Raw genomic sequence first — 14399 nt, 5'->3', positions numbered from 1 at the left:
CGCAAGGTGATCAGCGCGGTCACTCCTTGCCGGACACCGTCAGGGCCAGGACCGCCGAGGTCACGGCGGCCAGCAGCAGCGGGATCGCCAGGTCGTTGTGGAGCACCAGGACCGCGCCCAGCACCGCGCCCGCGAACATCGCGGTCACGGATGCCGTACGGCGTGGCGATCGCCCGCCCGTGCCGCCGCCCGCCCGGGACTCGGAGGCCAGGCCGGTCAGGGTCATCGTCACGACGGTGGTCGTGCTGAGGTCCCGCACCGCGAGTTCGCGGACCGTCGCGTTGCGCAGCCCCATCGCGAAGGCGGTCAGGGCGATGATCGTGTAGACCGTGGCCGGGGCGTGGTCCGAGGTGGCGAACGCCACGGCCGCGGAGACGGCCATGAGGAGCGCCTCGGTGGCCAGCATCACCCGGGCCGAGGTGCGGCGTGAGCCCTCGCCCACCCGCCGCACGACCCGGCCGCCGATCGCCGCGCCCACCAGGAAGCAGACGAGCGAGGTCGTCGTGTGGGGCACAGAGAAGCCCGGGGCGCCGGCGGCGGCGAATCCGAGGACGACGACGTTGCCGGTCATGTTGGCGGTGAAGACGTGCCCCAGGCCGAGATAGGTGACCGCATCGATCAGGCCGCTGATGCCGGTCAGCAGGAGGAGTGCGGGGACCAGGCGGACGCCGCGTGCTTCCGGGTCCCGTGACGGCTCCGCGGGGTCTGCGGGTTCCGGGGGCTCCGGGGGCTCGGTCGAATGGTCGGTGCCGGTCATCCGCTCAGTGGAGCACGGCAAGGTGAGGAAACGCCGAAGGCGGCGGCCCCGGGGATCGGGGGCCGCCGCCTTCGACGGTACGGGGGCGCTTGTTCAGCGCGGTGGCGTGGCTCAGTACCAGCCGTTGGCCTGCCAGAAGTTCCAGGCGGCGACCGGGCTGCCGTAACGGGAGTTCATGTAGTCCAGACCCCACTTGATCTGGGTCTTGGCGTTGCTCTTCCAGTCGGAACCGGCCGAGGCCATCTTGGAGGCCGGCAGGGCCTGGACCAGGCCGTATGCGCCCGAGGAGGCGTTGGTGGCGGTGACGTTCCAGCCGCTCTCGTGCTTCACGATGTTGGAGAAGGCCTTGTACTGAGCCGCGTCCGGGATCATCTTGTGCGCGATCGCCTGGGCCTGGGAGGCGGAGGACGTCGTCGCGGCGTGGGCGGGGGCGGCGGACAGCGCCATCCCCGCGGTGGCGGCGGCCACGGCAATGCCGGTGAGGGCCTTCTTCGGGGAAGCGATGCGACGGATGACGGAGACGGACACGGAGAACCTTTTTCTTCGGGGACGATGGCGGTCGCTTGCATGCCGGAGTCACGCGGTGCGTGGCCGCACCGTGTGGTTGCGGTAGGTGGCTGCATGCCGTGGTGCCTGAGCCCGTGGACTCGGTGGCACCCTGCGACGTCATCCAGAGAAACAGGATCGAGCGCCGTCCGCAAAGACCCCTTTTGCTAGTTGTGGTCGTATTCGGGGGGTCGGCGCTCCCTGTGAGCTGGCTCTCAATACCCAGGTCAGAGGCCGTTATGGCATGGGCATGGCGTCCGGTTTGTCCGACTAGGTCGCATAGTAGGTGATGTGAGTCATGTGGGGTGGTTCACCGGTCAACGGCCTTCTGGGCCCTTCCGCGGGGCCTCGAATGTGACCGCGGTCTCGAAGGCCGCGCGCCGGGTGGCTCTGCGTAGCGCCCTGAGCACCGCCGGGCCGAGGGTGAGCGTCAGCAGGACCGTGACCACCGCCCTGCCCAGGTCCCAGCCCAGTGAGGTCGCCACGCAGTACGCGGCGAAGCGGGCCAGGTTCGCGGGCACCGTGCCGTCCGGGTCGAAGGCGACCCCCGAGGCCAGCGCGCCCATGAAGGGCCACCCGGCCATGTTCATCGCCGTGCCGTACGCGAAGGCGGCCACGAAACCGTAGGCCGCGAGCAGGGCCAGTTCCGTACGGCCACGGAGCCGCTCGCCGCCCGGCAGCAGGCCCGCGCCCATCGTGAACCAGCCCATCGCCAGCATCTGGAACGGCATCCACGGGCCCACCCCGCCCGTCAGCAGCGCGGACGCGAACATCGTGACCGAGCCGAGGACGAAGCCGAACCCCGGCCCGAGGACCCGGCCGCTCAGCACCATCAGGAAGAACATCGGCTCGATGCCCGCCGTCCCCGCGCCGATCGGACGCAGGGCCGCGCCCGTCGCCGCCAGCACGCCCAGCATCGCCACCGCCTTCGCGCCGAGCCCCGACTCCGAGATCGTCGCCGCCACGACCGCGACCAGGAGCACCAGCAGGCCCGCGAACAGCCAGGGGGCGTCCTGGGAGTGCGCGTTCAGCGCGGAGGTGGGCGGCGCGAGGAAAGGCCAGCCGAACGCGATCACGCCCACCACGCTGACCAGCGCCAACGCGGCGAGCGACCGAGGGCCGAGGTGTACCGGACGCCGCCTGGGCATCGTCATCGCAGCTCCTCCCGCAGTGCCTCCGGCAGCTCCTCCCGCAGTGCCTCGCGCACCTGCGCGACCGTGAGCCACCCCTGCGGGGCCAGGATCTTCGTGACCTGTGGGGCGAAGGACGGGGAGGAGACCACCACCTCCGCCGTCGGGCCGTCGGCGATCACCTCGCCCTCCGCGAGCAGCACCACCCGGTGGGCCAGTTCCGCGGCCAGCTCCACATCGTGGGTGGCCAGGACGATCGCGTGCCCGGCCGCGGCGAGTCCGCGCAGCACGGCGACCAGGCGCGCCTTCGCCGCGTAGTCCAGGCCTCGGGTCGGTTCGTCCAGGAGAAGGAGCGGCGGGCGGGCGGTGAGGACGACCGCCAGCGCGAGGGTGAGGCGCTGGCCCTCGGAGAGGTCGCGGGGGTGGGTGTCGTCCGTGATGCCGGGGAGGAGGCCCGAGACCAGGGCCCGGCAGGTGCCGAGGGCGGCCCCCGCGTCCCGGTCGGCGGCCGCGCACTCGGCGGCGACCGTGTCGGCGTACAGCAGGTCGCGCGGCTCCTGCGGGACCAGACCAGCGCGGCGGACCAGGTCCCGGGGCGCGGTGCGGTGCGGCACGAGACCGCCCACGTGGACCGTTCCCGCCGACGGCTCGACGAGGCCAACGAAGGTGTTGAGCAGCGTCGACTTCCCGGCGCCGTTGCGGCCCATGAGGGCGACGGTCTCGCCGGGCAGGACGGTGAGGTCCACCTCGCGCAGCGCCTGGACCCGGGCCCGCCGCACGGAGAGGGAACGGGCCTCGGCGGGAGCCGCGGAGGTGGACGGCGCGGGGGGAGGACGGCGGAAGCGACGGCGGGCGGGAGGATCGGCCGGGGGCTCGGCGGGGAGCCCGGTGGGGGGCGCCGGGGGCGTGTCCACCCTCCGGGAGGTCTCCCGTCCCTCCAGGCGTTCCCGCAGGTCGCCGGAGCGTCGGCGGGCGTCCCGGACGGTCAGTGGCAGGGGGGACCAGCCCGCCAGCCGGCCCAGGCTCACCACCGGCGGGAAGACCGGGGACACGGCCATCATGTCCGCCGGGGTGCCGAGCAGCGGGGCCGCGCCCGGGGAGGGCAGCAGGGCGACCTGGTCGGCGTACTGGAGGACGCGTTCCAGGCGGTGTTCCGCCAGCAGCACCGTCGTACCGAGGTCGTGGACCAGGCGGAGGAGGACGGCGAGGACCTCCTCGGCGGCCGCCGGGTCGAGCGCGGAGGTCGGCTCGTCCAGGACGAGGACGCGCGGGTGCGGGGTGAGGACCGAGCCGATCGCGACCCGCTGCTGCTGGCCGCCGGAGAGGGTCGCGATGGGGCGGTCACGGAGGGCGGCCAGACCGAGCAGGTCGAGGGTCTCCTCGACGCGGCGGCGCATCACCTCCGGCGACAGGCCCAACGACTCCATGCCGTAGGCCAGTTCCTCCTCGACGGTGTCCGTCACGAAGTGCGAGAGGGGGTCCTGCCCCACCGTGCCCACGACGTCGGCGAGTTCGCGCGGCTTGTGGGTGCGGGTGTCGCGGCCGGCGACCGTGACACGGCCGTGCAGGGTGCCGCCGGTGAAGTGCGGGACCAGGCCGGACACCGTTCCGAGGAGCGTCGACTTGCCCACCCCCGACGGGCCCGCCAGGAGCACGAGTTCGCCCTCGGGCACGGTGAAGTCGACGTCCTGGACGGTGGGTTCGGTGGCGCCGTCGTACGTCACGGAGACGTTCTCGAAGCGGATCACGACGGCTCCTTGGAGAGGGACGCGGGCAGCAGGCCGAGGAGTACGGCCGCGGCCGGCCAGAGCGGGAGGGCGGGGGCGGTCAGCGGGACGACACCGGGGTGCAGGGCAGCCGGATCGGCGGACGCGGCCACGGTGAGGAGGGCCGCGACCGCGACACCGGAGGCGGCGGTGAGACACGCCCGCGGGGTCCAGCGGTCCGGGCGGTAACGGGTGCGCGGGGAACGGCGGCCGCCCAGCCGCAGTCCGGCGAGGGCCGCGACGACTCCGGCGAACAGCACCGGGAGGCCGTAGCTGCCGCCCGCCGCGGTGAGCAGGCCGTACGTTCCCGCGCAGACGCCGAGCAGACCGCCGAGCGTGAGGACGGCGGTCGTCCGGCGGACGGGGGCGGGGACGTCGGCGGTACGGCCGTAGCCGCGGGCGTCCATCGCGGCGGCCAGGGCGACGGAGCGTTCCAGGGCGCCCTCCAGGACCGGCAGGCCCACCTGGAGCAGGCCGCGCAGACCCGTGTCCGGGCGGCCCCGCAGACGGCGGGCGGCGCGCAGGCGGTGGACGTCCGCGATGAGGTTCGGGGCGAAGGTGAGGGCCACGACCACCGCCACCCCCGTCTCGTACAGGGCGCCGGGGAGCGTCTTGAGCAGGCGGGAGGGGCTGGCCAGGGCGTTCGCGGCACCCACGCAGACGAGCAGGGTCGCCAGTTTCAGACCGTCGTAGAACGCGAAGAGCAGGCCCTCGGCCGTGACCGCGCCGCCGAGCCGGATGCCCTGCGCCCAGTGGGGGAGCGGGACTTCGGGAAGCGTGACGAGTACCTGGGTCCCCGGGATCGGGGAGCCCAGCGCGACGACGAACACCAGGCGGATGACGAGGACGGCGAGCGCGAGCTTGAGGAACGCCGAGTAGGAGCGGGACCAGGGGGTGTCGGGGCGGCACGTGGTGACGACGTAGGCGGAGACGGCGAGCAGGAGACCGAGGAGGAGCGGGTTGGTGGTGCGGGTGGCGGCGGTGCCGAGACCGAGGGCCCACAGCCACCAGGCGGCCGGGTGGAGCGGGGTGCCTGGTGTGTGGGGGCGGGCATCGGCCCTCCGGCCGTCAGCCATCCCTGCGGGATCCTCGCCGCCGGGCCTGCCAGACCGCCGCCGCGCCCAGCACCGCCACCGCCGCCGCGCCCGCGTACAGGCCCACGGACGGTCCGCCGTCCCCGTTCTTCTCCGACCCCGCCTTCGCCGGTTGCGGCTCCGCGGCGGACGTCGGCTCGTCCGTCCCGGGCGCCTGCCCGGACACCTGCTCGCCGCAGCCCGTCTCCGGATACCCCGCGATCGCGCACAGCAGGGCGTTCGTGTCGTAGCGCAGCGGTTTGGCGACCGAGGCGAGGGCCTCGGCCGTCGTCGCGTCGGGCGAGACCCGGGCGCAGGCCGTGCGCGGTGACGGCGGGGTCTCGCCGCTCGGCGCGTCGGCCGTCGTACCGAAGTCGATGACCAGGGCCACCCGCTTCGTGTCGTCCCGCGCGGGCGTCTTCGCGCAGATCGTCGCGAAGGAGGCCGCGCCGCGCGGCTGCGACGCGTCCTGGGAGTCCGCGCTCACAGCGAACCGGAAGCCCTGGACGTCGCCGTCGGCGGGACGGGCGGTGGACGGGCCCTGGGTGGCGTACGTCCAGCCGTCGCCGGAGCGGTCCCAGAAGGACCAGTAGCGGTAGCCCGCCGCCTGGGCCGACTGCACCGCGCCGGTCAGCGACAGCAGCAGCGCGGCCAGGACGAGGGCGGCGCACCGGCGCGTCACGGCTGCTGCTTCCTGCCACGGCCACTGATCAGGAAGCCGATGCCGACACCGGCGACGAGGAAGACGCCGACGATCCACCAGACGCCGTAACCGGAATCCGAGTCGTCCTTCTTGTCGGCCTCGGCGTCTGCGTCGGCGGCCTGATCGGTGGCCTTCGCCGTGGCCTGCGGGGTCGGACCCGTCGCGTCGAGCTGCGCGACGAGGTCGGCGCCGCCGAAGTGGCGGGGGTCGGCACCCATGGCGTGGGCCGCGAAGATCAGCTGGGCGTAGGCGGCGGGGCCGCTCTGCTTCGCCCAGGCCGCGGAGTTCTGCTCGAGCCAGGCGAGGGGCTTCTTCGCCTGCTCGGTCGCACCCTGCGCGGCGAGGGCGACGACGGCGTCGGCGGTGTTGCCGTAGTCGGGCTGGTCCTCGGCGCCGGGGAGGGCGGACTTCAGGTAGCCGGCGTCGAGCACCGCCGCGGCGAGGTGGGCCGCGCCGTTGCGGGCGAGTCCGCTCGGGGTGCCCGCGGTGGCGGAGTCGCAGGTGGGAGCCGCCGACGTCTTGCCTGCCGTCGTCACGAACCCCTTGCCGAGGACGCCGAGCACACCCGCCGCCGTCGCGTCCGCGTTGGCCGCGAGACCGCCCTTCTTGTCCGGCTGGTAGGCGAACGCGCCGCCGCCGGCCTTGTCGCACGGGATGGAGAGCTTCACGAGAGCGTCGTACGGCGACTTGCCGGCCTTTTTCACCTCCGAGGGCCGTTCCCCGGCCGCCGCCATCGCGCCCGCCACGACGGAGGTCGAGTTCGCGTCGCTCGCGCCACCGGGGGTGTAGCCCCAGCCGCCGTCGGCGTTCTGGACCGACTTCAGCCAGCTGACCGCCTTCTCGGTCGCGGCCTGGTGGCCGCCCAGCGCGGCCAGCGCCTGGACGGCCGCCGCCGTGCTGTTGGTGTCCACCATCAGCTTGGCGTCGCACGCCTTGGCGGTGTCCGCGCGGAACGCGGCGAAGGCCCCGGTCGCGCACTGCTGCCCGGTCAGCCAGGCCACGGCCCGGTCGGCGGGGGTGACGCCCGTGGTCCGCTGCGCGAGCAGGGCCAGCGACTGGCGCCAGACGCCGTCGTACGTCGGGTCGGTGGTGCCGTACAGACCGTCGGGTATCGCCACCGACGGGGTGGGGGAGGGGGTGACGGCGACGGCGGGGACGGCGGCACCCAGCACGACGGTGGCGGCGGCCAGAGCGGCGGCGCTGCGGCGGATGTTCATGATCGGCGGGTGCCTCTCCCGGTCGGTGAGGTCACGCAGCCGGGCAGCACGGGACATCCCGGCGGCTCGGCTCCGTATACCTCGACGGTGCCGTGCGACGGCGGGCCTGCCGACGCACGTGAGCCGGTCACGGTCCGTACCGGGCGATCCGGCTCTCACGGTTGCGGGTCAGCGCCGGAATTGCACCGGCTTCCCCCTGTACGGGCGTGATGACGACGCGGCCACTCTACCGGCAGGTAGCCGGGCGTCTGAGGGGCGGCTGTGAAAGCGCCCCGGGCGGGGCGGAAGCCGCCGATATGTTGTGACCATGACGCATACGGGGAGGATGCCGGGCGGGCTGCCGGGCGGGGTGCAAGCCGGGCTGCCGGGCCGACTGCTCGGCTCGGGCCGAACGGCCGATGTGTACGAGATCGACGAGGAGTGGGTGCTGCGCCGCGACCGGGAGGGCTGGGAGGACTCGGCCGCCCTCGCGGCGGTGATGACGCATGTGCGCGAGCACGGCTACCCGGCGCCCGCCGTACGGCCCTCCGGCTCCCGCTCCGACCTGGTGATGGAGCGGCTGGACGGGCCGACGATGCTCCAGGCGTTCGGCGCGGGCACGCTGGACGCCGACGAGGCGGGGGCCGTCCTCGCCCGGCTGCTGCGCGAGCTGCACGCCCTGCCGGGACGGATCTCGGCCGACACCGGCATCCTGCACCTGGACCTCCACCCGGACAACGTGATCCTCACGCCCGACGGCCCCCGGGTCATCGACTGGGCCAACGCGGAGGAGGGCGACCCCGGGCTCGACTGGGGCATGTCCGCGGTGATCCTCGCCCAGGTGGCCGTCTCTCCCCAGCCCATCGCCGATCCGGCGCGGGCGATGCTGACCGCGCTGCTCGCCGACCCCTCCGACCTCACCGAGCAGGGCCTGGCGGAGGCCCTGCGGAGGCGGGCGGCCAACCCGACGATGAGCCGCGAGGAGACGGAACTCCTCGTACCGGCCGCCGAGTTGATCAGGGCGACGGCGGGCTGCTGACTAGGCCGCCCGCCAGACCGTCATGTCCGCGGTCACGAAGGCGATGTCCGGCAGCGCGGTCGACTTCACCTGGATCACGAGCAGCGCGATGTCCCCGGAGGGGTGCTTGACGCAGATCTCGCTGCCGGCCGCCGCCGCGGCGAGGGGGAGGCGGTGGCTCTTGGCGCCGGTGAGGACGATGCGGCACGAGTCGAGGGAGCCACCGGGGTCGCCGTACAGCATGTTGAACACGCTGGTGTCGCTCTCCAGCGCGCAGCCGGCCTGCTCGCAGGTGAAGCGGATGTCCCCCTTGCCGTCCTCGCGCCGGACCGGCTCCTTGACGTCCAGTGAGGTCTTCGCGTCCAGCCACTGGAGGGGATACGCGGTGGCCTGCGGCGTCTTGGGCACGGTCGAGGAGGGGCCCGACCCTTCCGATGTCCGGTCCCCGGCCGCCGAGTCCGGCGCGGCGGTCGACGAGGACGACGAGGACGCCGACGACCCTGCGGACCCGGACGGGCCGGGCGTCGAGGACGCCCCGGCCGTGTCCCGGTGGCGGAGCCGGTCCGCCGCCTCCATGACCGTCCACGTCAGGCCGGTCAGCACCAGCGCGCCCGTGATCACGGCGGCGGCCGTGACCAACGCCGTGCGCCGACGGCGGGTCGGCCGCCCGTCCGGCCGCGTGAGCTGCGACTGCACCGGCGCGATCAAGGGCATCGCGTGCGGGGACATCGCGTTCGAGGCCATCGTGTTCGAGGGCATCGTGTTCGTGGGCACGGCGTGCTGGAGCGTCTCGTGCCGCGACGTCTTGTGCGAGGGCCGCGGGACCAAGGGCAGCGTGTGCACCGGGGTGGGATCGGGGACCGGAGACGGAACCGTCACCTCCGGCCCGGTGACCTCACGCCAGACGGCCGGCCCGGCGCCCTTGTCCGCGTCTCCGTCCAGACGTCGCCTGCACCACTCGACGATCTCCGCCGGGGTGACCCGCTCCGCCGGATCGGCCGCCAGGCAGCGGGCGATCAGCGGACGGAGCGGTTCGGGCAGCAGGGACAGGTCGGGCTCCGAGTGCACGATCCGGTACAGCACGCTGACCGAGGGGCCGTCCCCGTACAACGGCTCGCCCAGGGCCGCGAACGCCGCCGTCTGACCGAGCGCGAACACGTCGGTCGCGGCGGTCACCTCGCCCGCGGTCGCCTGCTCGGGAGCCATGTACTGCGGTGTGCCGACGGCGAGGCCGGTGGCGGTGTTCGAGGTGACGTCGGAGGCCAGCGAGATGCCGAAGTCGATCACGCGCGGCCCGTCGGCGGCCAGCAGCACGTTCGACGGCTTCAGGTCCCGGTGCACGATTCCCGCACCGTGGATGGCCTGGAGCGCCTCCGCCACCCCCGCCATCAGCCACAGCACCGCGGGCACCGGCAGCGGCCCGCGCCGGGAGACCGCCTCCGCAAGCGAGGGCCCGGGCACGTACAGCGTGGCCAGCCAGGGAGGTACGCCGTCCGCGTCGGCGTCGATCAGCTCGGCGGTGTACGCGCCGCGGACCCGCCGGGCGGCTTTGATCTCCCGGCGGAACCGCCGCCGGAAGGCCGGGTCGTCGGCCAGTTCGGGGCGTACCACCTTGATGGCCAGCGGCCGGCCGCCCTGGGTGTGCGACAGGTAGACCCGTCCCATGCCGCCCGCCCCGAGCCGGGCGGCGAGACGGTAACCGGCCACCATGGGCGGATCGTCCGCCTGGAGTGGCTGGAACACCTCAGTCGCACGATTCATCGGCCCTCATCCCCCTCATGCCCCCGGCCCCCCGGCCCCGGCCTCTGATCCCCATGATCCGACGACCTGGCGACCTGGCGACCTGACGATCCGTTGATCCGATCAAGTCAGCAGCCTACGCGGGGTGTCGGTCCGCCGAAGGGGAGGAACAGCACCCGGGTCTCCAGCAGCCACACCCCGTCGACCTGGCGGAACGCGTCCTGGTAGTGCCCGACCTGGACGGGTGGTCCGGCGGGGACGACGCCGCCCTCGTAGCCGTCGACCCGGTACGTCGAGAAGTACGAGGTGGCCAGCGCGGTGTCCGGTGCGGTCGGGGTGACCAGGATGTTCGACATGAGGCGACGCGAGAGCCGGTCGGCGGGACGCGAACCGAAGTACTCCCGCAGCGCCGACCGCCCCTTGACCAGCCGCCCGCCCGCCGGCCACTCCCAGGTGCCGTCCTCGGTGAACAGCTCGGCCACCGAGGAGGGTTCGCCGAGATCCAGCCGGTGGACGAAGTCGACGACGAGGCGCTCGCAGGCGCGTTCGGCGAGCAGCCGCTGCAGGGGGTCCATGAGGGCGTTGCTATCAGGGAGCCCTCGCCCGCCGCGAGCGATTTACACCGCCACGTACGTCACAGGGTCGCTCCCGGTCACCGCCTCCGCGCGGCCCTGCTTCACCAGTCGCCGTAGATGGGCCTCGGCCTCGGAGACCGCGATGTTCCGTGAACCGTAGGGGATCTGCGGCCAGGGGCGGTTCCACTCCATGCGTTCCGCGAGCTGCCAGGGGGTGAGCGGGCTGGCGAGGAGGGCGAGCAGACCGGTGAGACGGTCCTCGTGGTGGGTGAGCAACTCCCGTACGCGGAAAGGCGCGTCGGTGAAGGCGTACTGGTGGGCCGGGAGGATCTCCGCGGGGGCGAGCCGGCCGACGCGTTCGAGGGAGTCGAGGTAGTCGCCGAGGGGGTCGGTGACGGTGGCGTCGTCGGGATCCTCGTACAGGCCGATGTGCGGGGTGATCTCCGGCAGCAGGTGGTCGCCGGAGAACAGGCGTCCGTGGCCCGGGAGTCGAGCGGGATGGTCCTCCTCCAGGTGGAGGCAGACATGGCCGGGGGTGTGACCCGGCGTCCAGATCGCGCGCAGGCGACGGCCTGGCAGGTCGAGGAACTCACCGGGGACGATCTCGCGGTCGGGGAGGGCGGGCGCCAGGCCGGGGAAGGGGCGACGACGGGCGGGAGGCGTGCGGAGCGGGGCGATGTGCTCCTCCGGGGCGCCGGCGGCGGTGAGCTTGGCCGCCATGTACGTGTACCAGCGCTCGGGACGCGTCTCGCGGGTCCGCCGCACGATGGAGGTGTCCGCCGCGTGCATCGCCACCCACGCCCCGGAGGCCTCCCGCACCTGGCCGGACAGGCCGTGGTGGTCGGGATGGTGGTGGGTGATCACGACTCCGTACAGCTCCGAGACGGACGTGCCGCACCCGGTCAGCCCGGCGGTCAGCGCCTCCCAGGACGCCGGGTCGTCCCAGCCCGTGTCGATCAGCACCGGCCCACGGTCGGTGTCGACGACGTACACCAGGGTGTGGCCCAGCGGGTTGTCCGGGATCGGCACCCGGAGCGAGCGGACACCGCCGCCGTGGTCGTACGTGGTGGGTTCGCCCTGACTGCTCTTCATCTGCCCTCCGTCACACGGCCATTGCCCACTATAACTAGAACTGGTATCAGTTCCTGAAACACCGTCAGAAACGTAGACGAAGGCAGTGGTCATGGCCGAGCTCGTGGAACACGGACAGCTGTTCATCGGTGGGGAACTGATCGATCCCCTGGGCAAGGACGTCATCGAGGTCGTCTCGCCGCACACCGAGGAGGTCATCGGGCGGGTGCCGCACGCGTCGGCCGGTGATGTGGACCGGGCGGTCGCCGCGGCGCGGCGGGCCTTCGACGAGGGGCCCTGGCCCCGGTTGTCGCTCGACGAGCGGATCGCCGTCGTCACCCGCATCAAGGACGGCATCGCGCTGCGCCACGAGGAGATCGCCCGGGTGATCTCCTCCGAGAACGGCTCCCCGTACTCCTGGAGCGTCCTCGCGCAGGCCCTCGGCGCGATGATGGTGTGGGACGCGGCGATCACCGTCGCGCGCGGCTTCACCTACGAGGAGCGGCGCGACGGCGTGCTCGGGAAGATCCTCGTGCGGCGCGAGCCCGTGGGGGTGGTCGCGGCCGTCGTCCCGTGGAACGTCCCGCAGTTCGTCGCGGCCGCCAAGCTCGCGCCCGCGCTGCTCACCGGCTGCACGGTGGTGCTGAAGCCGTCGCCGGAGTCGCCGCTGGACGCCTATCTGCTGGCGGAGATCGCGCGGGAGGCGGGGCTGCCGGAGGGTGTGCTGTCGATCCTGCCGGCCGACCGTGAGGTGAGCGAGTACCTGGTCGGGCATCCGGGCGTCGACAAGGTGTCGTTCACCGGCTCGGTCGCGGCCGGCAAGCGGGTCATGGAGGTGGCGTCCAGGAACCTGACGCGGGTGACCCTGGAGCTCGGCGGCAAGTCGGCGGCCGTCGTGCTGCCGGACGCGGACATCGCCACGTCCGTCCCCGGGATCGTCTCGGCCGCCTGGATGAACAACGGGCAGGCCTGTGTGGCCCAGACCCGCATCCTGCTGCCGCGCTCGCGCTACGACGAGTTCGCGGACGCCTTCACCGCCGCGGCGGCGGCGCTGGTCGTCGGTGACCCGCTGGACCCGGCGACCCAGGTCGGCCCGCTGGTGGCGCAGCGGCAGCAGCGCCGGAACCTCGACTACATCCGGATCGGGCAGGAGGAGGGCGCGAAGATCCTCACGGGCGGGGGGCGTCCGCCGGGTCTGGAGCGCGGCTGGTACGTGGAACCGACTCTGTTCGGTGACGTCGACAACTCCATGCGGATCGCCCGCGAGGAGATCTTCGGTCCGGTGATCTGCCTGCTGCCCTACGGCGACGAGTCCGAGGCGCTGAAAATCGCGAACGACTCCGACTACGGGCTCAGCGGCAGTGTGTGGACGGCCGACGTCGAGCACGGCATCGAGGTCGCCCGGCAGGTCCGTACCGGGACGTACTCGGTGAACACCTTCAGCCTCGACATGCTCGGGCCGTTCGGCGGCTACAAGAACTCCGGGCTGGGTCGGGAGTTCGGGCCCGAGGGCTTCGGCGAGTACCTCGAGCACAAGATGATCCACCTGCCGGCGGGGTGGGAGGGCTGACGGGCCATGGGGGATCGTTGGCACGTCGAGGTGGACCGGTCCCTGTGCATCGGATCCGCCCAGTGCATCCACCACGCGCCCGACGGCTTCCGGCTCGACACCGCGCGCCAGTCCCATCCGGCCGACCCGGACATGGACGCCAACGAGCGGGTGCTGGCGGCGGCGGAGAGCTGCCCGGTGGAGGCGATCATGATCACGCTGGTGGGCAGCGGGGAGGCGGTGTTCCCGCCGGAGGAGTGAAGAAAATTCCCGACAGGGTATTGCGTCACGTTTGCGACGTTTTATCCTGGTAGTGGCCTACGAGGCGAATGAGGGGGTCCGACCGGAGTAGCCGACTTCTGCGTGACGCGAAGGCATCCGCCGAGGCCGACGTCGACGGACGGACCGAGGGACCTGAAGGTCGCGGGACAGGATCTGAAGGAACCCTCGTCGTCTCGTAGGTCCTTCGTGTGCGTCCTGCGTCCTGCTTGTGCGCTCTGCTCGCGTGTCCTGCCCGTGCGTCCTACTCGTGTGTCCGGGGGTCCGTCACGTCGATCAGCCGGCACACCGTCTCGATGTCGATCCGTACCTGGGCGATGGACGCGCGCCCCGACAGCCAGGTGATGAGCGCCGAGTGCCAGGTGTGCTCGATGACGCGGACCGCCGAGAGCTGCTCCGGCGTGGGGTCGGTCAGGCCCATCGAGTCCAGGATGATCGCCGTCGTCTGACGGGAGACCTGGTCGACCTCCGGTGAGACGCTGCGGTCGGCGAAGGTCAGCGCGCGGACCATCGCGTCCGCCAGGTGCGGCTCGCGCTGGAGGGCGCGGAAGGCGCGCATGAGGGTCTCCGCGACGCGGTCCGCCGCCCGCTCGCCCGTCGGCGGCTTCTTCCGCAGCGTGCCGTGCATGTGCTCCAGCTGGTCCTGCATCGTGGCGACCAGCAGGTGCACCTTGGAGGGGAAGTAGCGGTAGAGCGTGCCCAGGGCGACCTGCGAGGACTCCGCGACCTCCCGCATCTGTACCGCGTCGAACCCGCCCCGGCTGGCCAACTGCGCGCTCGCGTGCAGGATGCGGCGCCGGCGCTCCTCCTGCCGCTGGGTGAGCGGGGAGTGGGCAGGGTGCTGAGTGCTGGCTTCCGCAGACATGGGTCCCGTTCCGTGACAGTCGGTGAGGCTCAGTGGGCGCACAGCTCGACGGGGCGGTCGGCCGTGGCGTGAATCACCTGATCCACTGCTCACAGCTCTCCTACCTGCCGGTAGATTCAGAGCCTCCCGAA

14 protein-coding genes and 1 riboswitch are annotated in these 14399 nt (G+C 72.8%); of the genes, 3 read left to right on the top strand and 11 right to left on the bottom strand.

Annotated features, from left to right (window positions below; genetic code table 11):
* Positions 1 to 19 precede the first annotated feature (19 nt).
* From OG736_RS14240 to OG736_RS14210, 7 genes are all read right to left on the bottom strand, one after another.
* A complete protein-coding gene (locus OG736_RS14240) occupies positions 20 to 757 on the bottom strand; it encodes a YoaK family protein (RefSeq protein ID WP_327182769.1) in 738 nt (245 codons plus the stop codon).
* Between the two features lie 111 nt (positions 758 to 868).
* Positions 869 to 1285 (bottom strand): aggregation-promoting factor C-terminal-like domain-containing protein, encoded by a 417-nt coding sequence (locus tag OG736_RS14235; RefSeq protein ID WP_020126860.1) that lies wholly within the window; start codon positions 1283 to 1285, stop codon positions 869 to 871.
* A 335-nt stretch (positions 1286 to 1620) separates the two neighbouring features.
* Positions 1621 to 2457 (bottom strand): ECF transporter S component, encoded by an 837-nt coding sequence (locus OG736_RS14230; protein WP_327182768.1) that lies wholly within the window; start codon positions 2455 to 2457, stop codon positions 1621 to 1623.
* Positions 2454 to 4181 (bottom strand): ABC transporter ATP-binding protein, encoded by a 1728-nt coding sequence (locus tag OG736_RS14225; protein ID WP_327182767.1) that lies wholly within the window; start codon positions 4179 to 4181, stop codon positions 2454 to 2456. Before OG736_RS14225 ends, OG736_RS14230 begins: the two co-directional genes overlap by 4 nt.
* Entirely contained in the window at positions 4178 to 5275 is a 1098-nt protein-coding gene (locus OG736_RS14220) for an energy-coupling factor transporter transmembrane component T (protein ID WP_327182766.1), read from the bottom strand. Before OG736_RS14220 ends, OG736_RS14225 begins: the two co-directional genes overlap by 4 nt.
* Positions 5268 to 5954, bottom strand: coding sequence for an SCO2322 family protein (locus tag OG736_RS14215; RefSeq protein WP_327182765.1), 687 nt, complete (start codon positions 5952 to 5954; stop codon positions 5268 to 5270). The genes OG736_RS14220 and OG736_RS14215 overlap by 8 nt, the downstream gene beginning before the upstream one ends.
* Entirely contained in the window at positions 5951 to 7192 is a 1242-nt protein-coding gene (locus tag OG736_RS14210; RefSeq protein WP_327187603.1) for an SCO2321 family membrane protein, read from the bottom strand. Before OG736_RS14210 ends, OG736_RS14215 begins: the two co-directional genes overlap by 4 nt.
* Positions 7193 to 7325: 133 nt before the next feature.
* Positions 7326 to 7397: riboswitch (adenosylcobalamin-variant (AdoCbl-variant) riboswitch) on the bottom strand.
* Positions 7398 to 7499: 102 nt separating this feature from the next.
* Between OG736_RS14210 and OG736_RS14205 the strand changes: the two genes are divergently transcribed.
* Complete coding sequence (locus OG736_RS14205) at positions 7500 to 8210, top strand: phosphotransferase (RefSeq protein ID WP_327182764.1); 711 nt, start codon at positions 7500 to 7502, stop codon at positions 8208 to 8210.
* Here the strand turns inward: OG736_RS14205 and OG736_RS14200 are convergent, their stop codons facing one another.
* From OG736_RS14200 to OG736_RS14190, 3 genes are all read right to left on the bottom strand, one after another.
* Positions 8211 to 9950 carry a serine/threonine-protein kinase gene (locus tag OG736_RS14200; protein ID WP_327182763.1) on the bottom strand — a complete coding sequence of 580 codons (1740 nt, stop codon included), beginning with the start codon at positions 9948 to 9950 and terminating at the stop codon, positions 8211 to 8213.
* A 107-nt stretch (positions 9951 to 10057) separates the two neighbouring features.
* Positions 10058 to 10504 carry a nuclear transport factor 2 family protein gene (locus OG736_RS14195; RefSeq protein WP_327182762.1) on the bottom strand — a complete coding sequence of 149 codons (447 nt, stop codon included), beginning with the start codon at positions 10502 to 10504 and terminating at the stop codon, positions 10058 to 10060.
* A gap of 42 nt (positions 10505 to 10546) precedes the next feature.
* Positions 10547 to 11596 (bottom strand): Strvi_7410 family MBL fold metallo-hydrolase, encoded by a 1050-nt coding sequence (locus OG736_RS14190; RefSeq protein ID WP_327182761.1) that lies wholly within the window; start codon positions 11594 to 11596, stop codon positions 10547 to 10549.
* A gap of 91 nt (positions 11597 to 11687) precedes the next feature.
* Between OG736_RS14190 and OG736_RS14185 the strand changes: the two genes are divergently transcribed.
* Positions 11688 to 13145 carry an aldehyde dehydrogenase gene (locus tag OG736_RS14185; RefSeq protein WP_327182760.1) on the top strand — a complete coding sequence of 486 codons (1458 nt, stop codon included), beginning with the start codon at positions 11688 to 11690 and terminating at the stop codon, positions 13143 to 13145.
* Between the two features lie 6 nt (positions 13146 to 13151).
* A complete protein-coding gene (locus OG736_RS14180; RefSeq protein WP_327182759.1) occupies positions 13152 to 13385 on the top strand; it encodes a ferredoxin in 234 nt (77 codons plus the stop codon).
* 262 nt (positions 13386 to 13647) lie between these two features.
* Here the strand turns inward: OG736_RS14180 and OG736_RS14175 are convergent, their stop codons facing one another.
* Entirely contained in the window at positions 13648 to 14268 is a 621-nt protein-coding gene (locus tag OG736_RS14175) for a TetR family transcriptional regulator (RefSeq protein ID WP_057599769.1), read from the bottom strand.
* Between the last annotated feature and the right edge of the window lie 131 nt (positions 14269 to 14399).

The organism is Streptomyces sp. NBC_01334 (genome assembly GCF_035983595.1).
Classification (GTDB): Bacteria; Actinomycetota; Actinomycetes; order Streptomycetales; family Streptomycetaceae; genus Streptomyces; species Streptomyces coriariae.
This window is presented reverse-complemented; position numbering and strand designations above follow the sequence as displayed.

Excerpts from the sequence above, each read along its gene's own strand:
- OG736_RS14240 (WP_327182769.1), bottom strand. The coding sequence starts at position 757 with ATGACCGGCACCGACCATTCGACCGAGCCCCCGGAGCCCCCGGAACCC.
- OG736_RS14230 (WP_327182768.1), bottom strand. The coding sequence starts at position 2,457 with ATGACGATGCCCAGGCGGCGTCCGGTACACCTCGGCCCTCGGTCGCTC.
- OG736_RS14220 (WP_327182766.1), bottom strand. The coding sequence starts at position 5,275 with ATGGCTGACGGCCGGAGGGCCGATGCCCGCCCCCACACACCAGGCACC.
- OG736_RS14210 (WP_327187603.1), bottom strand. The coding sequence starts at position 7,192 with ATGAACATCCGCCGCAGCGCCGCCGCTCTGGCCGCCGCCACCGTCGTG.
- OG736_RS14205 (WP_327182764.1), top strand. The coding sequence starts at position 7,500 with ATGACGCATACGGGGAGGATGCCGGGCGGGCTGCCGGGCGGGGTGCAA.
- OG736_RS14200 (WP_327182763.1), bottom strand. The coding sequence starts at position 9,950 with ATGAATCGTGCGACTGAGGTGTTCCAGCCACTCCAGGCGGACGATCCG.
- OG736_RS14195 (WP_327182762.1), bottom strand. The coding sequence starts at position 10,504 with ATGGACCCCCTGCAGCGGCTGCTCGCCGAACGCGCCTGCGAGCGCCTC.
- OG736_RS14190 (WP_327182761.1), bottom strand. The coding sequence starts at position 11,596 with ATGAAGAGCAGTCAGGGCGAACCCACCACGTACGACCACGGCGGCGGT.
- OG736_RS14185 (WP_327182760.1), top strand. The coding sequence starts at position 11,688 with ATGGCCGAGCTCGTGGAACACGGACAGCTGTTCATCGGTGGGGAACTG.
- OG736_RS14180 (WP_327182759.1), top strand. The coding sequence starts at position 13,152 with ATGGGGGATCGTTGGCACGTCGAGGTGGACCGGTCCCTGTGCATCGGA.
- OG736_RS14175 (WP_057599769.1), bottom strand. The coding sequence starts at position 14,268 with ATGTCTGCGGAAGCCAGCACTCAGCACCCTGCCCACTCCCCGCTCACC.